Annotated in this window: 20 protein-coding genes and 1 tRNA gene; 3 read left to right on the top strand and 18 right to left on the bottom strand. The window is 25.9% G+C overall.

Features of this window, described 5'->3' with window-relative positions; translation table 11 throughout:
* Positions 1-4 precede the first annotated feature (4 nt).
* The 5 genes from NWE74_RS15420 to gpr form a co-directional block, all read right to left on the bottom strand.
* Positions 5-1,324 (bottom strand): APC family permease, encoded by a 1,320-nt coding sequence (locus NWE74_RS15420; protein WP_258243856.1) that lies wholly within the window; start codon positions 1,322-1,324, stop codon positions 5-7.
* A gap of 406 nt (positions 1,325-1,730) precedes the next feature.
* Positions 1,731-3,536 carry a translation elongation factor 4 gene (gene lepA, locus NWE74_RS15415; protein WP_309137292.1) on the bottom strand — a complete coding sequence of 602 codons (1,806 nt, stop codon included), beginning with the start codon at positions 3,534-3,536 and terminating at the stop codon, positions 1,731-1,733.
* A 115-nt stretch (positions 3,537-3,651) separates the two neighbouring features.
* Positions 3,652-3,912: a hypothetical protein gene (locus tag NWE74_RS15410; RefSeq protein WP_258243854.1), complete on the bottom strand. Its 261-nt coding sequence runs from the start codon at positions 3,910-3,912 to the stop codon at positions 3,652-3,654.
* 24 nt (positions 3,913-3,936) lie between these two features.
* A complete protein-coding gene (spoIIP, locus tag NWE74_RS15405) occupies positions 3,937-4,899 on the bottom strand; it encodes a stage II sporulation protein P (RefSeq protein WP_258243853.1) in 963 nt (320 codons plus the stop codon).
* A 12-nt stretch (positions 4,900-4,911) separates the two neighbouring features.
* The gene (gene gpr, locus NWE74_RS15400) at positions 4,912-5,868 is read right to left on the bottom strand and encodes a GPR endopeptidase (RefSeq protein WP_258243852.1); all 957 of its coding nucleotides are present in this window, start codon (positions 5,866-5,868) and stop codon (positions 4,912-4,914) included.
* 270 nt (positions 5,869-6,138) lie between these two features.
* Between gpr and rpsT the strand changes: the two genes are divergently transcribed.
* Complete coding sequence (gene rpsT / locus NWE74_RS15395) at positions 6,139-6,405, top strand: 30S ribosomal protein S20 (RefSeq protein ID WP_092725469.1); 267 nt, start codon at positions 6,139-6,141, stop codon at positions 6,403-6,405.
* A 124-nt stretch (positions 6,406-6,529) separates the two neighbouring features.
* On the opposite strand, the gene holA is transcribed toward rpsT, so the two are convergent.
* The 4 genes from holA to NWE74_RS15375 form a co-directional block, all read right to left on the bottom strand.
* Entirely contained in the window at positions 6,530-7,573 is a 1,044-nt protein-coding gene (gene holA, locus NWE74_RS15390) for a DNA polymerase III subunit delta (protein WP_258243851.1), read from the bottom strand.
* Positions 7,548-8,807, bottom strand: coding sequence for a ComEC/Rec2 family competence protein (locus NWE74_RS15385; RefSeq protein ID WP_258243850.1), 1,260 nt, complete (start codon positions 8,805-8,807; stop codon positions 7,548-7,550). Before NWE74_RS15385 ends, holA begins: the two co-directional genes overlap by 26 nt.
* 80 nt (positions 8,808-8,887) lie before the next feature.
* Positions 8,888-10,045: a GNAT family N-acetyltransferase gene (locus NWE74_RS15380; RefSeq protein WP_258243849.1), complete on the bottom strand. Its 1,158-nt coding sequence runs from the start codon at positions 10,043-10,045 to the stop codon at positions 8,888-8,890.
* 1 nt (position 10,046) lies between these two features.
* On the bottom strand, positions 10,047-10,952 hold the full coding sequence (locus NWE74_RS15375; RefSeq protein ID WP_258243848.1) for a DUF2156 domain-containing protein: 906 nt from the start codon (positions 10,950-10,952) through the stop codon (positions 10,047-10,049).
* Between the two features lie 178 nt (positions 10,953-11,130).
* Between NWE74_RS15375 and NWE74_RS15370 the strand changes: the two genes are divergently transcribed.
* The gene (locus NWE74_RS15370; RefSeq protein ID WP_258244480.1) at positions 11,131-11,958 is read left to right on the top strand and encodes a ComEC/Rec2 family competence protein; all 828 of its coding nucleotides are present in this window, start codon (positions 11,131-11,133) and stop codon (positions 11,956-11,958) included.
* A 64-nt stretch (positions 11,959-12,022) separates the two neighbouring features.
* On the opposite strand, the gene NWE74_RS15365 is transcribed toward NWE74_RS15370, so the two are convergent.
* The gene (locus NWE74_RS15365; RefSeq protein ID WP_258243847.1) at positions 12,023-12,730 is read right to left on the bottom strand and encodes a tRNA threonylcarbamoyladenosine dehydratase; all 708 of its coding nucleotides are present in this window, start codon (positions 12,728-12,730) and stop codon (positions 12,023-12,025) included.
* Between the two features lie 82 nt (positions 12,731-12,812).
* Between NWE74_RS15365 and NWE74_RS15360 the strand changes: the two genes are divergently transcribed.
* The gene (locus tag NWE74_RS15360) at positions 12,813-13,571 is read left to right on the top strand and encodes a hypothetical protein (RefSeq protein WP_258243846.1); all 759 of its coding nucleotides are present in this window, start codon (positions 12,813-12,815) and stop codon (positions 13,569-13,571) included.
* Positions 13,572-13,606: 35 nt separating this feature from the next.
* On the opposite strand, the gene NWE74_RS15355 is transcribed toward NWE74_RS15360, so the two are convergent.
* From NWE74_RS15355 to selA, 8 genes are all read right to left on the bottom strand, one after another.
* A tRNA-Sec gene (locus NWE74_RS15355) sits at positions 13,607-13,703 on the bottom strand.
* A gap of 103 nt (positions 13,704-13,806) precedes the next feature.
* The gene (locus tag NWE74_RS15350) at positions 13,807-14,673 is read right to left on the bottom strand and encodes a 3D domain-containing protein (protein ID WP_258243845.1); all 867 of its coding nucleotides are present in this window, start codon (positions 14,671-14,673) and stop codon (positions 13,807-13,809) included.
* 139 nt (positions 14,674-14,812) lie between these two features.
* On the bottom strand, positions 14,813-15,127 hold the full coding sequence (locus NWE74_RS15345; RefSeq protein ID WP_258243844.1) for a rhodanese-like domain-containing protein: 315 nt from the start codon (positions 15,125-15,127) through the stop codon (positions 14,813-14,815).
* A gap of 133 nt (positions 15,128-15,260) precedes the next feature.
* Positions 15,261-15,941, bottom strand: coding sequence for a uracil-DNA glycosylase (locus NWE74_RS15340; protein WP_258243843.1), 681 nt, complete (start codon positions 15,939-15,941; stop codon positions 15,261-15,263).
* Between the two features lie 44 nt (positions 15,942-15,985).
* Positions 15,986-18,814, bottom strand: coding sequence for an ATP-binding protein (locus NWE74_RS15335; protein ID WP_258243842.1), 2,829 nt, complete (start codon positions 18,812-18,814; stop codon positions 15,986-15,988).
* Positions 18,815-18,830: 16 nt separating this feature from the next.
* Positions 18,831-21,581 (bottom strand): PAS domain-containing sensor histidine kinase, encoded by a 2,751-nt coding sequence (locus tag NWE74_RS15330; RefSeq protein ID WP_258243841.1) that lies wholly within the window; start codon positions 21,579-21,581, stop codon positions 18,831-18,833.
* 208 nt (positions 21,582-21,789) lie between these two features.
* Positions 21,790-23,673, bottom strand: coding sequence for a selenocysteine-specific translation elongation factor (gene selB, locus NWE74_RS15325; RefSeq protein WP_258243840.1), 1,884 nt, complete (start codon positions 23,671-23,673; stop codon positions 21,790-21,792).
* A 23-nt stretch (positions 23,674-23,696) separates the two neighbouring features.
* Positions 23,697-25,076 (bottom strand): L-seryl-tRNA(Sec) selenium transferase, encoded by a 1,380-nt coding sequence (gene selA, locus NWE74_RS15320; protein ID WP_258244479.1) that lies wholly within the window; start codon positions 25,074-25,076, stop codon positions 23,697-23,699.
* Positions 25,077-25,165 lie beyond the last annotated feature (89 nt).

The raw sequence follows: 25,165 nt of genomic DNA, 5'->3' as shown, positions 1-25,165 counted from the left end.
TTTTCTATTTTACATTTTTACTTGTAACTGAGTAAACAGGTATACCTATCAATGTTATTATTATTCCTCCTAAAGCTATCATAGTCGCTGTAATCAATTGATTTACTATAACAATTAGACCTCCAGTTATAGCTATTAAAGGTATTATTGGATATAGAGGAACTTTATAAGGTCTATTTAGCTGTGGTCTATCTTTTCTTAACTTTATTACACCTACAAAAGTAAATACATAAAATACCCATATAGTAAATACTGTTAAGTCTGTCAAAAGATTAAATTGACCAGAAAGAGCATATAAGGATGCTAATACTGCTAGTAACCAAATAGCATTAGCTGGTACACCACCTTTATTTAGCTTTGAAAAAGTTTTACTACCTGGAAGCGTTCCTTGTTTAGCCAAAGTATAAGGAACTCTTGGACCAGTAAGTAAATATCCATTTAATGCACCAAATACAGATATTAATATACCTATAGTTATTAATTTTCCTCCAACAGATCCAAACACTCTTTGAGCAACTAATGCTGCTGGTGCTGTGGCTGTGGCTAATTCTGATGCTGGCGCTACCCATAAATATGCTAAATTTATTACTATATAAACTGCCATAACTACAGATAAGCCTCCAACTATAGCTCTCGGTAAATCCTTACCTGGATTTTTCATTTCACCTGCTATAGCTCCAACATTTATCCATCCATCATATGCAAATAAAGTTGCTATTAAAACTTGTCCTAATGCACCTGCAACAGTTTTTCCTTGTCCAACCATAGGAGTAATTATTGGATTTCCATTTCCTTTTATAAATCCAAATATAATTATTAATATTAAAGGCACTAGTTTACCTATAGTTGCAATTGTTTGTATTGTTCCTCCTAAAGAGGAACCTATCGTATTTAATAAAGCTATAAATAATATAATTCCAATTGCCACGGGTAAAACAACCATCATATCACTAGGTAAATATCCTAGTAACTCTGCTACTTGTTGAGCAAATATTACAGCTAAAGCTGCTACTGTTCCTGGAAAAAAAAGTACAGTTTGCATCCATCCAGTTAAAAAACCTAGTTTTTGCCCATAGATTTCCTCAATATAAACCATCATACCTCCAGTTCTTGGAATTGCAGCTGAAACTTCTGCTGCTGTAAGACCTGCTGTGATAGTTATAATTCCACCTAAAACCCATGCTATTATTCCAAGACCTGGAGCTCCATTTGTAGCTGTATAGATAGCTTGAGGTTTAAAAAACACTCCAGATCCTATAACCATACCAACTACTGTAGAAAGAGCTGCAGATAATCCTAGAGTCTTTTTAAGTTGATTGCTCATATATTTCCTCCTTACTACTGTATAAATGCATACAATTTTGTATTTATTTGATATTTATTATTCCCAAGTTTTATGTATTTATTAAAAATGACATTTTTCATGAAAATTATGTATAAAATGTTTTAATAGATATCTATCCTAAATAATTTTCCATATTTTGACTATAGCATGAAACTTAAATTTTCAGTGTTAAGAGTAAGTTAACTAATTGGAATTATATAAATTATATTTTTAATAGTAGATTTTACCTATATAATCAATATATTTTATTATCTAGTTAACATAAATTTTACTTAAATCTAAAATTTAACCACAAATTTTTAAGTATAATAATTATCTTAAATCTAAAAAAGCTCATAGAATTTAATTCTATGAGCTAAAATAAAATTTATTAATTTTTAATAAATTATTCATCTAATTTTAATACCGACATAAACGCCTTTTGAGGAACTTCTACAGATCCAACTTGTCTCATACGTTTTTTACCTTCTTTTTGCTTTTCAAGAAGTTTCTTCTTACGAGATATATCTCCACCATAACACTTAGCAAGAACGTCTTTTCTAAGTGCACTTATAGTTTCTCTAGCCACTACCTTATTACCAACAGCAGCTTGTATTGGCACAGGGAATTGATGTCTTGGTATCTCATTCTTTAACTTCTCGCACATTGATTTTCCTCTAGGATATGCTCTAGTTTCATGTACTATAAAGCTAAGTGCATCTACCTGTTCTTTATTTATTAATATATCAAGCTTCACAAGAGTTGAAGGAACATATCCTTTCATTTCATAATCTAGAGAACCATACCCTCTAGTTCTTGATTTTAATGCATCAAAGAAGTCATAAACAACTTCATTCAGTGGTAAATCATAGTGAAGCATAACTCTTTTTTCATCTATGTACTCCATGTTTATCATGTTTCCACGTCTTTCTTGGCAAAGCTCCATAACTATACCTACATAATCCTTAGGAACTATTATATCTCCTTTAACTATAGGCTCTTCTATTTGTTTTATTTCAGATACCTCTGGCAAGTTTGCAGGATTTTGTATCATTACAAGTTCTCCATCAGTCTTTGTAACTTTATATATAACAGATGGTGCAGTTGTTATAATATCAAGATTAAACTCTCTTTCTAATCTTTCTTGAATTATTTCCATATGAAGTAAACCTAAGAATCCACATCTAAATCCAAATCCTAATGCTGCTGATGTTTCTGCTTCAAACTCAAGAGCTGCATCATTTACCTGTAATTTTTCAAGCGCGTCTCTTACATTTTCATATTTTTCACCTTCGCCTGGGTATATACCACAATAAACCATTGGTGTAGCCTTTTTGTATCCTGGCATAGGTATTTCTGTTGGATTATCTGCATCCGTTATTGTATCTCCAACTTGACAACTTCTTATATCCTTTATACTCGCTGCTATGTATCCAACATCACCAGCATAAAGTCCATCAAGCTCAGTTTGACCTGGGGCCATAACACCAACTTCAGTTACTTCGAACTTTTTGTTAGTATTCATCATTTTTATTGTCATACCTTTTTTAACAGTACCTTCAAACACTCTAACATAAGCTACAACACCTTTATATGCATCGTAATAAGAATCAAATATTAGAGCCTTTAATGGAGCTTCCTTATCACCTTGTGGGGCAGGAACTTTCTTAACTATCGTTTCTAATACATCTTCTATATTTAAGCCGCTTTTAGCAGATACAAGAGGTGCTTCACTTGCATCAATACCTATTATATCTTCTATTTCTGTTTTTATTTCATCAGGTCTAGCACTTGGAAGGTCTATTTTATTTATAACTGGTAATATTTCTAAATCTTGATCTAATGCTAAATAAACATTCGCTAAAGTTTGTGCTTCAACACCTTGCGCTGCATCTACTACTAATAAAGCACCTTCACATGCTGCTAAACTTCTTGATACCTCATATGTAAAATCTACGTGACCTGGCGTATCTATAAGGTTTAAGTAATATTCATTTCCATCCTTAGCATTATAAACTAATCTTATATTTTGAAGCTTAATAGTGATTCCTCTTTCTCTCTCAAGATCCATATTATCTAATAATTGAGCTTTCATGTCTCTATCACTAACAAGTCCTGTTTTTTGTATTAATCTATCCGCTAAGGTAGACTTACCGTGATCTATATGCGCTATTATACTAAAATTCCTAGTTCTGCTTTGTTTGCTGTCCACCCTAAATTCCTCCTTTATTATTATCATAACTTTTATTTTATAATATATCCTCTTTTATGTAAATAACATGGACAAAAAATAAGACTTATCTTTTTAATAAGTCTTATTTTTAATATTATTTGTTTATCTGAGACATTAATTCTTTGGTAATATTATCTAGATATCCCACTTTGTCTTCTATAAATGATCTCATTTCTTTTATAATAGGCTCTATTTGGTAGACATCTTCTCCTAGCATAGCTTTTGCATTTTGATCAACTATAATTATACAAATACATAAATTTATGCTCATTAACAAAATAAATAGTACTTTGGTTATAAATCTCCATTTTTTCCGTTTATTTTTTTTTTGTACAGTTTTTTCTAATCTACTCATGAGTTTCTCCTATTAGTACTGTATTTACTTTGTTTTAAAATATCCGTCTAAAACATCTGCTATATATTTAACACTAGCTTGAGCTTCTTGAATCGTAGTACCATTACTTCCTACTTCTATAAGCAGATGGTTAGGTGCTACTGATTGATTAAATTTACCATATGGTTTTTTTACAACAGGTAAAACTAATTCTGGATATTTCTTCATTGCATATGATGTTATATCATTTGCTAATCCCTGTACATGACTTACATTTTCATTTTTCATTCCAACTACAAATAAAAACTTAGCTACACTTTCTCCTTTATAGGTAGATGTTGCTCTTTCATGTTCATTTTTCATAGCTACTGAATCCGTTAAGTCTCGTCCATCCCTATGCAAATCTATTGCTATATCTACACTTGGATATTTAGGCATTAAAGCATCTAATGTTTGTCTACTACTCATATATGCTCCATTAAATGATGGATAGTCATGATACTTAGAACTATGTACTACGCCCCATCCTCTTTTTGTTAATTCATCTGTAAGCATAGTACCTATTTCTAATACTGAATTAGGCTTATCTTGTGAATGATAATTACCTCCTGGGGAATTCGAATATGTTTCTCCTGTATGAGTATGATATAAAAGTATTCTAGGCTGATCTTTAGTCACTCTTACATCATTTATATATTTTGAGCTATTTGCTGCAATTGAGCTGTTTGCATTATCTGCATTATTTGTAGTTTCTTCTTTTTGATTTTCATTATTTATTGTAGGTATATTTTCTTCACCTACATGAAATTTCATATAATCTTTTTCATATTTTTGAGTATTTGCATTTTCTTTATATTCTTTTATCCCACTTTCTTCTTTACTTTCTGGGTATGATGAGTTAACTAAGAATTTTAGAAATTCATCCTTATCCATAGCTATAGAAGTTATAGGTAAAATACAAACTAACACACATGACATAACCAATGTCTTAATGCGCTTTTTTAACATACTTTCTCCTCCTTATTTGGTGATTCTACCTGGATGAAGAGACCTATTTAATCCTTCGCTTATTATTATTGATAAATTCTCAATTGTTTCATCTATGTCCTTTGGTGTAACAATTAAATTTTTATCGTATGGATCTAGTGAATCTTTTATTAGCTGATATTTTTCTTCTTCTTTTAATTGCTTTAACATTTTATAAAAGTCTTCTACTCCTTCTGATTGAGTCATTAGATTATCTATCGCTAAATCTAGAACATCGCTAGTTAATGTGGCTGCGTCTACAACAGTAGGAACACCTATTGCTATTACATCTACCCCTAAGTATTCCTTATTCAATGCTTTTCTTTTATTTCCAACTCCACCTCCAGGTGCTATACCTGCAGTTGATATTTGTATAGTAGTATTTACCCTTTCCATCTTTCTAGATGCTAAAGCATCTATTGCTATTACTCTATCAGGTTTTATCTTATCTACTATTGATTTAACAATTTCACTAGTTTCTATACCTGTAAGTCCCATAACTCCTGGGCTAAGCCCTGCAACTTCTGTAAAATCATCATCATAATCTTTATTATAATTTTTAAAAATATGTCTAGTAACTAATGTCTTAGATACTGCTTTTGGACCAAGTGCATCTGATGTTATATTCCAGTTACCTAATCCTATGACTAAAGTTTTTTTAGTTTTATCTTGTCCTAAAATTTCAATTAGTTCTTCTTTTAAGTACTCTATTATTTCTTCTCTTGATTCATCATCATCAAATTTCATTAAGTTACTTTCTAGTGTTATGTACTTACCTATACCCTTGTTCATTATTTGAGATCCTTGTTCATCTATAACTTCAACTTTTGTTACTGTACAATTTTCTAATTCTTTTTTATCTAATTTCACTCCAGGTATTTCTTTTGATGAATGTTCATCTTCACACATTTCTCTAGCTTCTAAAGCTAAATCCGTTCTTATACTAATCATATCAAACCTCCAAGTACAATTTAAATGCTACTTATAAGTGTTAACAAATTTTAGTATTTTATAACAAAAAATATAATTTAATAAATCTTTGAATATTTAATTTGGATGTTGTAAATTATTTTTATATAGGTTATAATCTAAAAAGTCAAAACAAAAAGATATTATATAAAAACTTATAAATAATTATCCTTGATTTTTAGATTTATTTCTGTTAAAATCTAATATGTTGACGATGAATATAATAAAAACGCACACGAGGGGGTGAACACGGTGGCAAACATAAAATCAGCTAAGAAAAGAATAAGAGTTATCGAAAAGAAAACTGCTTTAAATAGAGCTAGAAAATCTCAAGTTAAAACTGCAATAAGAAGATTCGAAGAAGCTGTTACTGCAGGAAACAGAGAAGAAGCTGTTGCTAAGTTCCAATTTGCTCAAAAGAAATTACAACAAGTTGCTTCTAAAGGAACTATACACAAGAATGCTGCAGCTAGAAAAGTTGCTAAATTAGCTCAAAAGTTAAACGGAATGAACGCTTAATTACCCGTTTAAGCTTATAGATATTAACCCTTGATTCTTAATCAAGGGTTTTTTACTTTATTATTTCTCAAATGTAAAACATAACATAACAAAAGCCTTAGATAGATTTTTCTACCTAAGGCTTTTAACTTATATTTCTTTGACAATATTTACTTACTAATATCTCTATAGCTAAAGTATCTCTAACTAATCCATTTTTTATCTTATAATCACTTTCTAATATATAATTTAACATATCAATTATTACTTCATCTGAGAAGTTGTTAGCCTGTTTTAATGCTTTTCCCGCTACAAACGGATGAATTTTTAATTTTTCTGCAATAACCTTGGATGTATACCCTTCTATTTGAAGTTGTCTAACTTGTACTACTACTTTAAACTGTCTTGCTATCATAGCAAATATGCCTAGGACAGATTCACCTTCATAAATCATATCATTTAAAATTCTCATAGCATTAGAAGAATTTTTTTCACCTATATAATCAATCAGCTTAAATATATCATTTTCTACCTTTTTTTGAGAAAGCTTGTCTATAACTTCATTACTTACTTTATTTCCTTTTCCTATGAATGAGCTAATTTTATTTATTTCATTTTCTAAATCTGATAAAGTTTTTTCACTACTTTTATCTCTATATCCTTCTTGTTCTATAAAATACATTATCTGTGGATTGTCTATAACTGCACTATTTACCTCAAACTTCTTTTTAACCCACTTAAACAAATCCATATCTGATAATTTATCACAGTTAAAAACTATTCCATTTTTATCGATTTTCTTTACTAATGCTTTCCTTTTATCTACATCTCCATATACTACAAAAACTAATACAGTACTATCAGGAATATTATTTAAATGTTCTATCAGATACTTTTCATCACTATCAGTAAAGTTTTTCTTTTTTCCTTTTAATAGTTCAAAATCCTTTACTATTACTATCTTTCTATCATCCATAAAAGGAAGAGTTTCTATAGAGCTTATAAGTTGGTCTAGCATAGTTTCCTTGCCATCTATCATATCTAGGTTAAAATCAATCATACTTTCACTTAGACTTTCCTTAAATACCTTTATAGCATTTTCAATTAAATAATATTCTCTTCCATAAAAGAGATATGCCTTTTCAAAATTTCTATTTTTAAGATTATTTATAATATCCTTGTAATTCATTTGTCTGCTCCTTCATAACCTTTAATTCTTTATAAATCATATATGAAAATACTATTGTATAGTAAATTATTACATAAAATTTACTTGGATTTTCTATTTCTATATACGCAAAATCTAATTCACTTAAATTGCATAATAAAAAGTATATAGCATTTATTATTATACAATTAAAATACGCTATACATTTAGATATAGTTATATTTACTCTAAATAAAAAAACACTTAAAATACTTATATATATTATAACACCTATAAATGGTACTATTATTATATTACTAATAATAGATATTATTGGTATTCCATTAAAATTATAATATATTATTGGCAACGTTAAAATATTTGAAGCTAAAGTTAATGATATAACACTTATTTTTAGCCTATTATTTATATAACCATAGAAATATATTATAGACAATGTTGCAAGAAAAGACAATTGAAAACTTATATTATATAAAATATATGGGTTATTTATCAGTAAAATAATCCCTATTAAAGATAATGTACTTATACCATCCCTCTTCCTATCTGTAAAAATAGCTATATATAATATCATTATAAAAAATATAGCTCTAAGTATAGATGGTGAACTACCTATCATAATACAGTAAATAATCATAATTGTTATAAGAATTAATAATTTATAAAATTTATTAATCCCTCCTATTATAAATGAAATCAATACACATAATATCCCTGTATGAAGTCCAGATATAGCTATTATATGGCTTGTTCCAGTCCTAGAAAACATATCTTTTTCATTTTGTGATAACTGATCTTTTTCTCCTAAAACTAATGAGTTAATAAAATCAGAATTTTTCTTATATAAATATCTATTTGAGCTTCTTATATACTCTTTTAATCTATCTAAGCTTTTATAAAATATATTTTCTCCTATTATTTTATAGCTTTCTATGTAAATTAAACCTTCGCAACCTATACTTTTTAAATATCTTCCATAATTAAATTTAAAATCATTCATTTCACCTAATGATTTAAATTTTCCATTTATATTTATTTCATCTCCAACTTTAATATTTTTTCTTTTTGTATAGTCTCTAACTAAAAATTCAGAAATTTTATACTCATCATACCTTTCCTTTTCTTTTTTCTGTTCAACAGTACCTATTATCTCTACTTTGTTGTCATTGTAACTACAATCAAGTGTTTTATTATTTGTATATATTAATGATATTATCATAATTATTAAGAATGTAATTAGAAGTGGTCTTCTCATTGGTAACTCCTTGTTTTATTTTTAATTATCATCAATATATTAATTTTTAAAACAAAAAAAAGACACAAAGGTGTCTCTTCTTAAACATATTCATTTATATAGTTACTTTTCTTTTTAAATATACAATTTAATAAATTTATATCTCTTTTACTTATTTTTAAATCATTTAATAATATAGATTCATCTATATCAATATATGAAAAAGCTAATTGAGTCAGTGTATTTATATTAAATGCAACGTTATATTTTTCATTTACTTTCTCTACGAATAGTCTATTATTTTTTATTTGTATTTTAAACACTCCATTATTCTGTTCTATATAGTTATCTTTTACTAATATATTTAAGCTTCCTTCTACATTATTTTTTATAGTCAGACTCTCTAAATAATCTTTTAAATTTATTATTCTACCCATCATAAATGGTTTAACCTTTATTTCACACGTTCTTGGATTATCTAATACAAATTTTATTTTATCATTTATAGGAGCTGATATTTTAACCTTTTTACATTGAGTATTATGGTTGTAGATAAACTTTAACATAGACTTTAAGGAATCCATATTTTTGTAATATATTTCCCTAACAAACATAGTTTCGCCATCTAAAAAATATATTATATAACCTTCACTACCATTATTTTCATGTATATATATATGACCATTCTCACTTTTTATTTCATTTAATAAATTTAGATAAAACTTCTCATCTCTTTCTACATTTCCGTTTATATCTTTTAAAAATTTTCTACTTATATCCACTAACTCATTTATATTAAATTGATTTGCCTTATATAATCTACCATTTATTTTATAGTTACCTAAATCCTCTATATTTATATTATATTCTATTTGATCGTAACAGTGCTCATATCCATATTTTCGGTATAACCTATAATCAATAGGCATTAATATCGAAACTAATTGATTTCTTTTATATAATTCTTTTAACATAAATTTCATTATATTTTTCATATAACCACGCCCTCTAACTTGAGGTAGTGTCGATACACCTACAACATAAGAAGTATTATAGATTTTATTATTTAGATTTATTTTATATTGATTAAGTTGAAGGGAAGATACTACTTCTCCTTCATCCTCAACTACAATAGTATTATGTCTTTTATATTTATTCTTAAAATAATAATCTACAAAATTTTCGCCGTCATTAAAACAGTAATTCCATATATTTTTTATATCATTTAATTCATCTTCTTTAGCGTGTCTTATCTTCATATTATCCCTCCCTAACAGTGTATTTTTCAACAAATCTACACGGATGGTATGAAAGTTTTGCTTTTCTTAAACCTTCAATACCTAAATCTTCTTCTCTATTTACAAACTCTACATTTTTAAATTCGTTAACAATAAACTGTTGATTTATATAAGGATATAATCCTCTTATATTTGGATTTGCTTTTTCTATGTGTACTAAAGCCATATTATCATTTAAAAGTTCCCCTATAGTAAATGCTTCTAACTTATTATCTATATATATACCAGCTATTTTAACTTTATCTTTTAATATTTTGAAATCATTAAATATTTTTTTTATTCCTGAAAGTTCATCATCCATACCTTCATCAAATTCATCATTTTCTTCTTTGTTGCTAGTCCACTCTTTCATTAGATCTAAGCATTCATTAAAGTTTGATTTATCTAAAAGCTTATATTCAAATCTTCCCTCATATTCTTTTATAAAATAATTTATATGATTTCTTTTCTTTTGATTTTTTCTACCTGCTAACGATCTTAAACCTTCTGCATCATATATATAATCAAATAAATCTCGCTCTTCTATATATTCAAATTTATTAGGATATTTTTCTCTTAAAAGTTCTACTACCTCTGATGTTATTCCTCTTAGATATATCTTTTTATTTGATTTTTTAAAGTAATCTATAACAAAATCGATTACTTTAGATAAATTTTCTCGAGTCGCTAATGGTAATATAGAAAAACTATCACCTTCATATTCACCAACTATTACTGCAAAATCATCACCTATATAATATCCTGTCTTATATACATGTTGCCACATATAAAGAGTACTAAAGCAATACTCGCATGCTTCATAATCGACCATTTCAAAATATGGGTCTAGTTCCTTTTTTGAATCTATATTAATCTCTTTAAAAATCATAATTCCTCCCGAAATTTCTTTTTGCTTTGTTATATTATTTTTCATTTCTTATCTATTTATTTTATTTTTTTGAATTTAATTCTTAGAACTTGTATAAAATCTAAAATATGAAATTTGTATTAAATTATTTTACCCATATTGTATTTATATAAACATTTTATGAATGGAGTGATTTTTTATAAGAAAGAAATTTTTTTATATAATACTTATTATAATAACACTTTTATCTGGCTGTGGCAAAAATTCCCTATTAGAGGTTCATATTATAGATGTAGGTCAAGGCGATAGCATATTAATTAAAACACCTAATTCAAAAACATTATTAATAGATGGTGGTACTAACGAAAGTGAACATATAGTTAAAAGTTATTTAAAAAAACAAAAAGTAAAAATAATAGATTTTTTAATAGCTACACACCCAGATTCAGACCATATAGGCGGATTAGATGCTGTCGTAAATAAATTCAATGTTAAAGGATTATATCTTCCAGAACAAACGATTACCTCAAATAGTTATAATGATTTAATATCTGCATGCAATCAAAAAAATGTTCCTTTAAATTATTTATACAAAGGTGATAACTTTTCGATAGACAACTATATAAATCTATTTGTTTTAAGTCCGTCTTATATACAGGATGATAATAACTTAAATTCAATAGTGTTTAAATTGAGTTTCAAAAATAAATCATTTTTATTTACAGGAGATGCTGAGAGTAGTAATGAATCTGATATTATTAATTCATTTAATCTTGAAGATATAGATTTTTTGAAAGTTGGTCATCATGGAAGTAAATCTTCTACAACTTCAGAATTTCTAGATGAAACAACACCTGATGTAGCTGTTATTTCATGCGGGTATAAGAATCAATATGGCCATCCTCATAACGCTACGTTAAAAAATTTAAAAGACCATAATGTCACAACATATAGAACAGATTTATCAGGAGACATAGTATTTTATAGTAACGGAGAAATAATATACACCAAGAAAAAATATAAATAAAAATGTTAATTTAACTCAACAATGCAGATTAATAATAATTTTATTATTAATCTGCATTGTATTTTTATTTATTTAACAAATCATTTATTACCACTGATGCTATTGTTAACCCTCCTACTGATGGTACAAAAGAAGTACTACCTGGAGTTATTTTTTTACCATTGAGTATTTTCTTTTTTAAGTCTAGTGGTTTTTCAGTTGAATAAACTACCTTTAATTTTTTTATTCTTCTATCCTTTAGTTCTTTCCTCACTACTTTAGCTAATGGACACATGCTTGTTTTATGTATATCTGTTACTACTATTTTAGTTGGATCTAACTTATTTCCCATTCCCATAGAACTTATTATTTCTAAACCCTTTGATTTGCAAGTTTCTATTAAATGTATCTTTGAGCTTACCATATCTATTGCATCCACTACATAATCATAGTCTTCACATAGTATTTCTTCACTCGTATCTTTATTGTATACGTTTCTTATCGCTTTTATATTTATATCTGGATTAATATCTAGAATTCGTTCTTTCATAACCTCTACTTTATACTTTCCTACAGTAGAATGAAGTGCCGGTAGTTGTCTATTAATATTTGTTATATCAACATCATCAAAATCTACAATCGTTAGATTTCCAACTCCTGCTCTAGCTATAGCTTCTGCTGCAAAACTGCCTACTCCTCCAACACCAAATACAATTACATTTGATTTTTTTAATTTTTCTATACCTTCATCACCAACTATAAGGCTAGTTCTCATTGTAAAATTTTTTTTCATTTATAATGTTCTCCTAAAGTATTTATTTAAACTTAATAGAATATATTTTATTATTAAATCCTAATTTTTAAGGAGGTTTAAATTGAATAAACTTATAAAGCTATTAAGTTTTCTTCTTGTTATAAACTTACTTATTTTAGGTAATTTAATCATTAAACAATATAATACTGTTGATTTATTACCTATATCTTATGCTCAAACTGCTAAACATAATAATGATAATTATAATTTAATTACATCTATTTTAAAAGATACTAATAAAAATAATCTTATGAAATATGCAGATTATTTTGAAATCCAAATTACAGAAAATATTCCGAATCTACCTAAAAGCAATATAGCATTTACTTTATCATTACCGGAACAGGTTTCTTTTATAGCTATTTATGATAAAATTGATAATAATAATTATAAATTTAAATACTTAATAGATGATTTATCTTTAGTGGATAATTTTCATTTTTATAATAATTTTTTAATAGTTGAACAAACAGACAAAAGTGTATCTACTGAATTTAATGATAAAAAAATATTTGAAGTCTTTTCAAAAAAAGAAGATGAATTTACATCTATATTTAAAAAAAGCACATATAGCGAAAGAATTATATCAAAAGATAATAATAACTTTAAAGAAATAGAAATTTCATCTATCGACTATGTTCTAGGAGATATACCTAAGATACTCTGTATTGTAACAACTTCAGTGTATAAACTAGAATTATTCTCTTCAGAAAAAAATGAATCTCTAGAAAAAATAAAAGAGATTACTAAAAAAGAGGTTTATGACTTTAATTATGATAAAAATACATTTGATTTAACTAATAGTGATATAATTAGATAAAAACAAAAAAGAACTCATACGAGTTCTTTTTTTATTGGCGGGAATGCGTGGGAGTCGAACCCACCTAAGAGGCTCTTAACCCCTCATACTAGTTTTGAAGACTAGAGGACACACCAGCACCCATCCATCCCCATGCTCATTTTTATAATAACATTTTTATTAAAATTTTTCAATATAGTTTGCACACAAATTTAAATATAGCCCCTAATAACTTTATTAACAAGGGCTATATCTTTTATTCTACAATATATACTTCTATATTTTTTCTACCCCAATTATAAACTTCTTCTTTATCGTACATATATATATCTATTTTATTTCCTTTTATAGCGCTTCCACAATCTTCTGCTATAAATGTCTTTCCAAATTGAGGAATATAAACTTTTGTTCCATAAGGTATTATTGTTGGATCTACTGCTATTGTCCCCCATTTAGGTTTTGTTCCTGTGGAAGTTATATTATGTCCTGTATAAGCAGTCGCTTCAACAGATATCTGTTTTCCATCTGTTTTTGATGTATCATCATAATTTTTTATAGTTGTATCATAACTATTCAATGTTGGTATCATTCTTGTAGTTTCACCTCTAGATGAGGCTACTTTTACTTCCTCTTTTATTCCTTTTTGTATTACTTTATTTATAGGATGCGATACTTCTTCTTCTTTAATAAATTTTTTATCTACTTTTTTACCATTATAGTATGTTATTTTATAAACTAATTCATTCCTACCAGTTTCCCCTTCAGTAGACACAGTACTATTCCCCTTTAATAAATTCTTATCATCTACTATTTTTGTTTCATAAGGTATTTCTTTTTTTTCTCTTATAGTTTGTTCTCTTACGTCTATCACCTCAATTCTATCTCCATTTTTTATCTTTCTATCTAATTCTAAAGTTACTATATCATTTCCGTCATATTTAACATCTTGCTCATCTAACAATTTTTTGACATTTGATTTATGAGTGCTCAGATTCTTTTCTTTTCCTTTTACAACTAAAGTGACTTCTTTACTTGATAATGAATATCCAAATCCTGATAAACTTATTGCTATTATACCGGCCAAGGCTGAGGATTTTATTTTTTTATTATTTATAAAATTCATATGTCACCTCCCTTATTTATTTTCGCTCTACGCTATTTCGATGTTTGCAAAAGGATTGTAACTTTTTTAATACTTCATGTCAACTTGACAAAAAAATAAAATTGTGCTCATTAAATTGTATTCGAGCACAATTTTATTTTTAATATTCTAAGCTATATTTATATTCTTTAATTCCTTTATATAAACTATATAAATACTCAAATCCATTTACAGCTAATACTTTACAAACACTTTTACTTTGGCTACCTATACCACAGTATAATAATATTTTTTTATCTTTATAGCTATTTAAAAAATTCATCTTATCTGGTATTTGATTTATAGGTATATTTATAGCCCCCTGTAAATGTCCTTTTTCATAATTATCTTCAGTTCTTAAATCTATAATTAAATCAAATTGATTTTCTTCAATCATAAGTTTAACTCTATTTGAATTTAAATTAGTTATACTCATTCATATACCTCCTCATACTTAATATATACTATTTATTTAATTGATAAAAAGTTACATTTTTAAACTTTTATCTTCAATTTCTAAGTTTTTAATCAATATAATGCCAAATATAAAAAGCTAAGTACAATTGTACTTAGCTTTTTATATTTGGTATTTGCCAATTTATTGGAACTTTACCTATACTAGTTAATATTTCATTTATCTTTGAAAAATGCTTACACCCAAAGAAACCTCTATGCGCAGATAATGGACTTGGATGAGGTGCTTCCAATATATAATGTCTACTAGAGTCAATAAATACTTTTTTCTTTCTAGCATTAGCTCCCCATAATACAAATATTACTGGGTCTTTGCGATCATTTAAAAGTTGTATTATCTTATCAGTGAAAATTTCCCAACCTTTATCTTTATGAGAGTTAGCTTCATGAGCTCTAACTGTTAAAGCTGTATTTAAAAGCAAAATACCTTGATCCGCCCACGGTATTAAGTATCCATTATCTGGTATAAAGCATTTCAAGTCTGAATTTAGCTCTTTATACATATTTAGCAAAGATGGTGGTATAGCAACCTCTGGTTGTACAGAAAAAGCTAACCCATGAGCTTGATTTTCTCCATGATATGGATCTTGTCCAAGTATTAATACTTTTGTATCTTTATACGATGTATGCTTTAAAGCATCAAATATATTATGCATATTAGGAAAAACAGTTTTTTTACTATATTCTTGTTTTAAAAAATCTCTTAACTTTAAATAATATTCTTTATTAAATTCATCTTTTAATAGTTCATCCCAATCATTATCAAATTTAATCATAAAATCACCTATATTAATAATATTATCCTTTCATAACTTGTATTTTATACACTATATATATCTTCCATTCCGACAACTAATCTTTCTACATTTAAAGGCTCATTTTTTTTATGTTCATAATTACAATTTGTATGTTCTTCTTTTTTATGTGTTATATTTAAAGATATTGTAAAAACGCTACCTTTTCCATATTCACTTTCAGCGCTTATCTTAGCATTAATTAAATTAGATAGTGATTTTATCATAGATAATCCTATACCACTTCCATTTATATTTCCTACAAATCCTTTATTAACATCATTAAACCTCTTAAATATAAGATTCAACTTATCTTCTTCTATCCCTATTCCTGTATCCTGTATTCTTATATCAATTTTATTTTCCTGTTCTTTATATATCATATTCACATATATATATCCATCTTTATCTGTAAACTTTATAGCATTAGATAATAAATTTAAAACTATTATTTCTAAAGCATTTACATCTATAGCCATAACAAGTTCTTCAATATCTGTATCAAATATAATTTGAACTCCTTTTGATTTTGCATAATCTACAACTGACATTACAATATCTTCTATGACTAAAACAACGTCTTTATTAATTAAGTTAACATGATAAAATCCAGTTTCCATTCTAGTAAATTCAATTAAGTCATTTATTATCTTTAGCAATCTATAACTATTTTGCTTTGTTAAGTTTACATGATTTCTTATACTATTCCCACTCAATTTATTTTTATTATAAAGACTTTCTATTAATTGAGTACTTGTAAAAATTAAATTCAATGGAGTTTTTAACTCATGGGACATATTTACAAAAAACTCCATTTTCATTTTATCATGTTTATCTCTTTCAATTATTTTCTTTTTTAATTCTTCTATTTTTTTAATATCTTCCATGGTTTTTATAATACTTAATTTAAATATATTATTATTTATTTTAAATGGTACACTACCTACCTTAGCATCTATAACCTTGCTATTATTATCAATGTATTTAATATCGTCAAAATCAGATATTTTATCATGCTTTACATTTTCTATTCCTTTATATAAAACGTGGCTATATTCTGGATGCACTTTCATAGCTTCATTTTTATATATTTTTTTATTTATATCTTTTAGCCTATAACTAAATATTTCTTTAAACTTTTCATTTACAAATATATATTCTTCATTATCTATATCTTCTAAATATATACCTTCTGGAATGCTATCAAGAACCCCTTTGTACATATCTTGGTTTCTTTCTAGATTCTTTTTACTTTCTATATACTCACTTATGTCAACATAACTTTGTATTTTATATTTTGTTTCCCCTTCGTAATATATTGTTGTCTTTGACTCTAGCCATATAACTTCTTTTATTTTATCTATTATTCTAAATCTAAACACACCATTATTATACAATTCATTATTAGATTTTGCTTCTTGATTTACCTTGTAAACATATCTTACAATTTCTTTATCGTCAGGATGAATTATTTTAAAATAACCATCTACATTTAATTTTTTATTATCTTCACTGATATATGTTTTGTATTTATCAAATGTTAATTCATAAGATTTGCTAAAATTAACTATGTTGTTATATCCATCACATATAAAAACAGGCGTTTTTATATTTCTAATTAAATCTTCATATTCTTGCTTTAAATTTATAAGATTATCTAAAATATTAACTTCTTTAGTTATTTCAAACATAAAGCAAATACATTCGTTATCATTTTTATAGGACATATAAATACATTTATAAATTTTATTATCACTGGTCCTTATTGAATCTTCGATTTTTATCTTTTTATTTTGTGCTTTTAATATATTGTTTTTAAACTTATCATAATCAATTATATTTTTTTGTATTGAACCTAATACATCATTATTCTGACAGTTAATGATTTTTCTAAATGATTCATTACAATATATTAAATTTAAATCTTTATCAAATATGAACCATCCATTTGGTGTCGATGATATTATCGATTTAAAAAACTCATCTTTGTATATAAGTTTTTCTTCTATCTTATCTTCTATGTAATTTATTTTTTCTAATAACAAGTTAATCTGTTCTTGATTTTTAGTACTTTTTATTATCTTCTCATTTACAGTCTTAATTTTTATATATGGATTAATTAAGGCATTTTGTATCACTAATTTATAAACTAAAAAGATTTGAATTACACTTAATATATCTAGCGTTATATTTATAAATTTTAATTTTTTATTAATTATAGTTATTACAAATCCTATTACAAAAAATAATATTTTTACTATTAGCAATTTATTTATCAAATCAAAATTATTTACATTATGATATTTCTTATATTTATTTATTAAGTTATATCCTAATGTTAAAGTTATTAAGTTCAAAAAATAAATTATAGCTAAATTAGGTATTGTAATAATATTTGAATTATCATAATAATAACTAATTATTATGATTAATGCTAAAGCTATGAAAATACATAGAAATTTAATAGCTTTTTTCAAACTGTAAATATTGCATATATATTTCTTTGTTAATCCTTTTATAACTAATAAAAATATCATTGTTTCTAATGAGCTAGATAAGAGACTAATTTCAGATATATTATAATGTTGATTTATAAATATAATCCCCAGTATATCCACTATATTAGATATTACATACCCAATTCCCATAAGTCTGATAAATTTATTTTTATCCGCTACATTATTTTTCATTAAAATCACTATAAGAAGGCTTAATGCACTTCTTATAATGATTATTATAAATTCATAAGAACTTGTATCTATCCGGCTTATTGCTAATAGTATTAAAAGACTTACACAATAAAATACATATTCTAATCTTGATGTATTATAATTCTTTAAATACTCACTATTCATCATAACTCTCCTAATTTTAATAATATATATCTGAAAATTCTATTTTTACCTTTTCTTCTATATTGTAAATTCTTTTATCTTCTTTGTAGTCTTCTTTAGTTAAATTTGTCTTTGGAATAGTTATTATAAACTCTGTGCCTACATTCTCTTTACTATTAACTTTTATGTCTCCTTGATGAAGTTCTACTAAATTTTTAACTATAGTGAGCCCTATTCCACTACCTTCCGTATTTCTTGATAGAGTTTTATCAACTTGTGCAAATTCCTCAAATATTATATCAATTTTATTTTTTGGTATTCCTACTCCATTATCTTTTACGCTTATTGTAACTATATCTATTCCATCATAAATATTTACAAAAATGCTTCCTCCGTTATTTGTAAATTTAATGCAATTAGATAATAAATTTAATATTATCCTCTCTATTTCAACTTTATCTATATTTATATTTATTTCTTCATTATCTGTATCAAATACTAAACTTATATCCTTTTTACTTGTATACTTTTCAACAATTACAAATAAATCTTCTATAACATTTACAATATTCTGATTTGCTAATTTTAAATTATAGAATCCAGATTCCATTTTTGTTAAATCTATTATATTACTAATTAATCTTTGTAGCCTATATGCACTTTGTCTAACTAACTCAATATGAGATTTCATATTATCATTATAATCTTCTATCTTACTATTTTTATATAAAGAGTCTATCAATTGATTAGAGCTTGAAATAACATTTAGAGGAGTCTTTAATTCATGAGACATATTAGCAAAAAATTCAGTTTTTATTTTATCCGTTTTTAGTCTATCAAGTAATTCTTTTTCTGCCATTTCTGATGTTTTTTTGTGAGTTAAATCCTTTATTATAAGCATTATATTTTTATGGTCATCAATTGAAAATGGTAATGCATTTACTTCAACTTGTATATTTTCACCATTATAAGACTTTATTTCGTGTTCTAAAAGTAACATATATCTATTCTCATTTATTACTTTTTTCATCTTTTTTTCAAATTTAGATTCTTCATCTAAAGTTAAATTGATTAACTTTTTTATATTTAAGTTTTTAAGTTCTGACATATTTGATACATTAACCATGTTTATTAATGATTTATTGGCATAATCTATTTTTAGATTATTATCTAACAAACATATACCATCAGGTAATATATCTATAAGTCTGGCATAAGATTTTTGGCTTTCTTTTAACTTTAACTGTGCTTTTTTCCTTTTTGTTATATCCCTAATTACAATTATTGTTTTATTTTCATTATTTTTAGTATACTGAGAGTAACTCATTTCAACATATACTTTTTTACCATCTATTTCGTAGCATTGTTCTAAATTATCTTTTTCATAATTGTCCTTAAAATCTATTGTGTCTAGCTTATCTTTAAAGATATCTTTACATGCTTTATTAGCATAAATTTTTTGTCCATTTTGAATTACAACAATTCCATCTCCAATACTTTCTAAAAATCTTTCATATCGAGTGTTTATATCAACTATCTTTTCTTCAAATTCTTTTTTCTTTGTTTTATCTATCATTATGCATAAAGTTCCTTGTATCTTTCCATTTATATTTAATGGAGCGAATATAGTTTGGTATATTTTATTTGTTATTGTATATGTAATTTCTTCAATGCTTTCATTTTTATAAAATGCATAATCAATATTATTTATAAATTTATTGTAATCTCTTATTAACGGCTTTATATTTTTGTCAATATCATAATATTCAGTATTATTGCTAGTTTTAAATGTATTCAAAAACATTTTATTTGCATATGTTATTTCTTTTTTATCATTAAATACTATTATACAATTTACAGAAGTATCTAAAGTCGATTTTAATTTAGCTTCTTTGCTACTTAACATATTTTTTAAATCCTGAATTTTTTTTGTTTCTTCTATTAATTTTTTATTTTTAATATTTAATGATTCTGATTTTTGAATAAGTTCATTATTTATGATATTAAGTTTTTTGTATGGTTTTTTAACATTTGTATGTACTATATATTGATATAAATAATAAATTTCAAAGTTTGTTATTATTTGTTTTAAAATATCTTTAAAATACAAATCATTTAAAAATATATGAAGAACTGAAGGTATTCTAGCTAAAACAATTATTATTGTTATTTTTTTAAAAAAACCTTTTTCAAATTCATCTAACTTAGCTTCTGTAATTTTTAATCTCTTGTTTATAAATATTACAATAATAATTGTAAATATAGTAAATATATTTTCCATAATCATTATAGCTTGTTTATAATTAAATTCTCTATTTTGATTTACATTCCAATTAAAAGTAATAGTCGCAATTAAAGAAATCAACATAAAACTTATAATATTTAGTGTTAACTTTTCATATCTAAACTTATCTTGGTGCAAATAATTTAAGCTCATATATATACCTAAAACAGGTAATAAATCCATTATAATAGATATAAAAGTAAATAAATTATAATCATAACTTGATGATTTTAAGTAATTTAAGCACATAAATACAAATATTATTTCCAATATACCTGTTACTGCAAAAACACTTCCTAAAAAAATAGAAAACTTATTTACATTAAACTTAATTGTATTCAAAACAATTATTCCCATAGCTATTAAAAAGGTGGCATATATGCTATGTACAAAAACTACGTATTTTTTAGTGTCATTTATTAATATCAATAGCAATATAGATACTAAAAATGTTGAGATTAAACTTAATATCTCTTTATTGCTATTAACCTTTCTTTGATTCATAATCAATACTTATCTCCCCCATTCAAACAATAGTATGATTAGACATATCTTTTGTGTAAAAATAAAATATTTATATAATTAAATAATTTTATCCTTCTGTAAACTAAAAATACCAAGCTATGTATATTATTCCTATTTATACTTAACTTGGTATTTTACAGATTTATTATATCACTTTTATTGAATTTTTTATATTTTTTTCTACAATTTAGTATAATATTCTTTTATTCTCTTCTCTTTTGGTTATTTTATTTCTATCAAAGTTTTCTAATATTATCATACAATTTTTACGGCTAGAATTTAATAAATCTCTGTATTCTCCTAAAGTAATTTCTTTTTTTTCTTTTAGATATTCAATAATTTCTTTCTTCAATTTATTATATAAGTTATTGCTTATAATATATTTTTCATCTAATTGTTCTACTTCTGAACCTATCATAGCTTCCAGTACTTCCTCATAATACACATTTTTATTACATATATCATCTATAGTTAAAAGAGTTTCTATTCCAGATTTATCTAATTTAGATTTTATATTCTCTTTTATTTCTTTTTGTTTATTATTAAATACCACCTCAAAATCATAGATAGAAACTAAATTATCGCTAACCTTTAATACTTTTTCTTTTGAAAATTTATCAATTAACATATCCATCTCTTTTGTTTTAAATTTACTTTCTATTTTAGATCTAAACTCTTCCTTTAATATTCCTTTTCTAAGCCTATATTTTTTATGATATTGGTTTAATAGTTTTATTGACTCTTCCTTTAAATTTTCATATTGACTATTATGCATATACATATTGTTAATTAGTACTATTTTATTACTATTTATTAGTTTTTCTAATGCCATATCTACGTTTTGTTCACTCTCTCCACTATAGCTCATTATATCTTTTTTACTTGGATAATTATTTAAATATCTTTTTAGATATTCTTCTAATATATCCTCTAGCTCTCCTTTTTCCTTTATTTTAAGAGCTTCAATAACTTTTTTATCAAATCTTTTATGTTTTTTAGGGGCTGTATCTATTATAATTCCACCACCTATAGTTTCCATAGGAGAATAATATCTAACTACAAATTTATCTACCTTTTTCGCAACTATACTTTCTTCTAATCTCAATTGAACAAAACCACTTTCTCCTGAGTCTATAACTTCTTTATCTAATGGAACTGCTCTACAAAGTATTTCTCTTGTTCCATGATAAAGTCTAAGTCTATCCCAATGCTTCAGTGTTTTTTCTCCATGATTAACTAAGGAAATTCTAACATCTAACATCATTGCTTCTTCTAAAGAATTTTTAGCTGCTAATACATCTCCTCTTTGGATATCTTCAACTTTTACATTAGATATATTTATAGCTGTTCTTTGACCTGCATATGCCATATCTACACTTTCACCATGAACTTGAATACTTCTTATTTTAGTATTAATTTGTGTAGGATATATTTGTAGTTCATCATCTATACTAATTGTACCTTCTATTAAAGTTCCTGTAACTACCGTTCCAAACCCTTTAACTGAGAATACTCTATCCACATTTAATCTTGCTGGCGAATTTTCATTATTACCATCTATCTCATCACTTAATTCATCTATTTTATTTATCAGATTGTTAATTCCTTTTTTTGATACAGAATCAACTTGTATAATTTCTGCATTTTCTAAGAATGTACCTTTTACTTTTTCTATTATATCTTCTTTTACCAACTCTATAAATTCATCTTCTACTGTGTCACACTTAGTTAAAACAATTATTCCTTTTTGTGTGTCTAAAAAGCTAAGTATATCTAAATGCTCTACTGTTTGAGGCATAACACCCTCATCTGCAGCAACTACTAGTAAGACCATATCTAATCCAGATGCACCTGCTAGCATATTTTTTATAAACTTTTCATGCCCTGGAACGTCAACTATGCCAGCTCTTTTGTTGCTAGGTAAATCAAAATATGTAAACCCTAAATTAATAGATATACCTCTCTTTTTTTCTTCAGCTAGTGTGTCTGTATCTCTTCCTGTAAGTGATTTTATTAATGTTGTTTTTCCATGATCTATATGACCAGCTGTTCCTATTACTATATTTTTCATGCCAAGGCCCCCTATCACTGTCTTTATTTAAAAGCATTTCCTAATTCATTTACTATGATTTCATATTCATCATCAAATATAGTTCTAACATCTAATACATATTTATTATCGTATATTCTAGCAATTATATTAGCCTCACCTAATCTCAATTTTTTCTCTAATGTTGAAACGTTCATATTTTTAGGTGTTATTGATATAACCTTAGTTTTTATAGTCTCTAAAGGCATAGACCCTCCGCCAACCTGAGATAACCCATCTTCTATCCAAATATCAGCATCTAAATTTAATTTATTTATCATATTCAATAATTTATTCGCTTTTTCTTCTAATTCCTCTAATTTATATGTTAGCATTCTCAGAGTAGGTATTTCTTTTATTGCTTTTTCTTCATCTAAATACATTCTAAGTGTTGATTCTAGTGCACATATTGTTAATTTATCAACTCTTAATGCTCTTGTAAGCTGATTTTTTTTCATTTTTTCTATATAGTCTTTTTTACCTACTATTATACCCGCTTGAGGTCCACCTAACATTTTGTCTCCACTAAAAGTTACTATATCTGCACCTTTATTTATAGAATCTAAAACGGTAGGTTCATAAGACAATCCATATTTTGATAAATCTATAAATACACCACTACCTAAATCTTCTATAACTGGTATATCATATTTTTTACCTAGCTTTGAAAGTTCATCTACTTCAATACTTTCCGTAAATCCAAGAATTCTATAATTACTTGTATGTACTTTCATAAGTATACTTGTATCTTCATTTATTGCATTTTCATAATCTTTTAAATGCGTTTTATTCGTTGCTCCAACCTCAACTAACTTAGCTCCACTTAGTTCCATTATACTAGGTATCCTAAATGATCCCCCAACTTCTACTAATTCACCTCTTGATACTATAGCTTCCTTATCTTTGGCTAACGTACTTAAAACTAACAAAACAGCAGCTGCATTATTGTTTACAACTAATACATCTTCTGCTTTAGTAAGTCTTTTGATTGTATTAGTTAAATGATCATATCTTGATCCTCTTTCGCCTTTATCCAAGTTATATTCTAAATTAGAATATCTTGATGCAGATTCCCATAACTCATCTTTAAGTGTTTCACTTAATAAAGATCTCCCTAAGTTAGTATGAACAACTGTACCTGTAGCATTTATTACTTTTTTTAGTGATAATGAATAATTTATTCTTAATCTATTTAAAACATTTTCAATTATTTTTTCATTATTTAAATTAAATGTATTTAATTCGTCTTGCTTTAAGTTTGTTATTTCTTTTCTTTTTAAATCTATAGCTTCTCTTATTGACTCTAAAACCAAACTCCTTGGATACTCTTTTAATATATCTACAATTTTACTTATTCCTAAGACTTCGTCTACTGATGGAAGCATTGAAAATAAACTTTTCTTATCCAAAATTATCACACTCTCTTCTCATTATTTTATTAGATTGCCCATTCGCAAATAGTACACGAATGGGC

Origin of the sequence: Romboutsia lituseburensis (genome assembly GCF_024723825.1) — a bacterium.
In the GTDB taxonomy this organism is placed as follows: domain Bacteria; phylum Bacillota; class Clostridia; order Peptostreptococcales; family Peptostreptococcaceae; genus Romboutsia_F; species Romboutsia_F lituseburensis_A.
Note: the sequence above shows the minus strand (reverse complement) of the source record. Positions and strands in the feature narration are given on the sequence as shown.

Bases quoted from the DNA above. Each gene is read 5' to 3' on its own strand.
- NWE74_RS15420 (WP_258243856.1), bottom strand. From the start codon at position 1,324: ATGAGCAATCAACTTAAAAAGACTCTAGGATTATCTGCAGCTCTTTCT.
- NWE74_RS15410 (WP_258243854.1), bottom strand. From the start codon at position 3,912: ATGAGTAGATTAGAAAAAACTGTACAAAAAAAAAATAAACGGAAAAAA.
- spoIIP (WP_258243853.1), bottom strand. From the start codon at position 4,899: ATGTTAAAAAAGCGCATTAAGACATTGGTTATGTCATGTGTGTTAGTT.
- gpr (WP_258243852.1), bottom strand. From the start codon at position 5,868: ATGATTAGTATAAGAACGGATTTAGCTTTAGAAGCTAGAGAAATGTGT.
- holA (WP_258243851.1), bottom strand. From the start codon at position 7,573: ATGAATTACAAGGATATTATAAATAATCTTAAAAATAGAAATTTTGAA.
- NWE74_RS15385 (WP_258243850.1), bottom strand. From the start codon at position 8,807: ATGAGAAGACCACTTCTAATTACATTCTTAATAATTATGATAATATCA.
- NWE74_RS15380 (WP_258243849.1), bottom strand. From the start codon at position 10,045: ATGAAGATAAGACACGCTAAAGAAGATGAATTAAATGATATAAAAAAT.
- NWE74_RS15375 (WP_258243848.1), bottom strand. From the start codon at position 10,952: ATGATTTTTAAAGAGATTAATATAGATTCAAAAAAGGAACTAGACCCA.
- NWE74_RS15365 (WP_258243847.1), bottom strand. From the start codon at position 12,730: ATGAAAAAAAATTTTACAATGAGAACTAGCCTTATAGTTGGTGATGAA.
- NWE74_RS15350 (WP_258243845.1), bottom strand. From the start codon at position 14,673: ATGAATTTTATAAATAATAAAAAAATAAAATCCTCAGCCTTGGCCGGT.
- NWE74_RS15345 (WP_258243844.1), bottom strand. From the start codon at position 15,127: ATGAGTATAACTAATTTAAATTCAAATAGAGTTAAACTTATGATTGAA.
- NWE74_RS15340 (WP_258243843.1), bottom strand. From the start codon at position 15,941: ATGATTAAATTTGATAATGATTGGGATGAACTATTAAAAGATGAATTT.
- NWE74_RS15335 (WP_258243842.1), bottom strand. From the start codon at position 18,814: ATGAATAGTGAGTATTTAAAGAATTATAATACATCAAGATTAGAATAT.
- NWE74_RS15330 (WP_258243841.1), bottom strand. From the start codon at position 21,581: ATGAATCAAAGAAAGGTTAATAGCAATAAAGAGATATTAAGTTTAATC.
- selB (WP_258243840.1), bottom strand. From the start codon at position 23,673: ATGAAAAATATAGTAATAGGAACAGCTGGTCATATAGATCATGGAAAA.
- selA (WP_258244479.1), bottom strand. From the start codon at position 25,076: ATGCTTCCATCAGTAGACGAAGTCTTAGGAATAAGTAAAATTGTAGAT.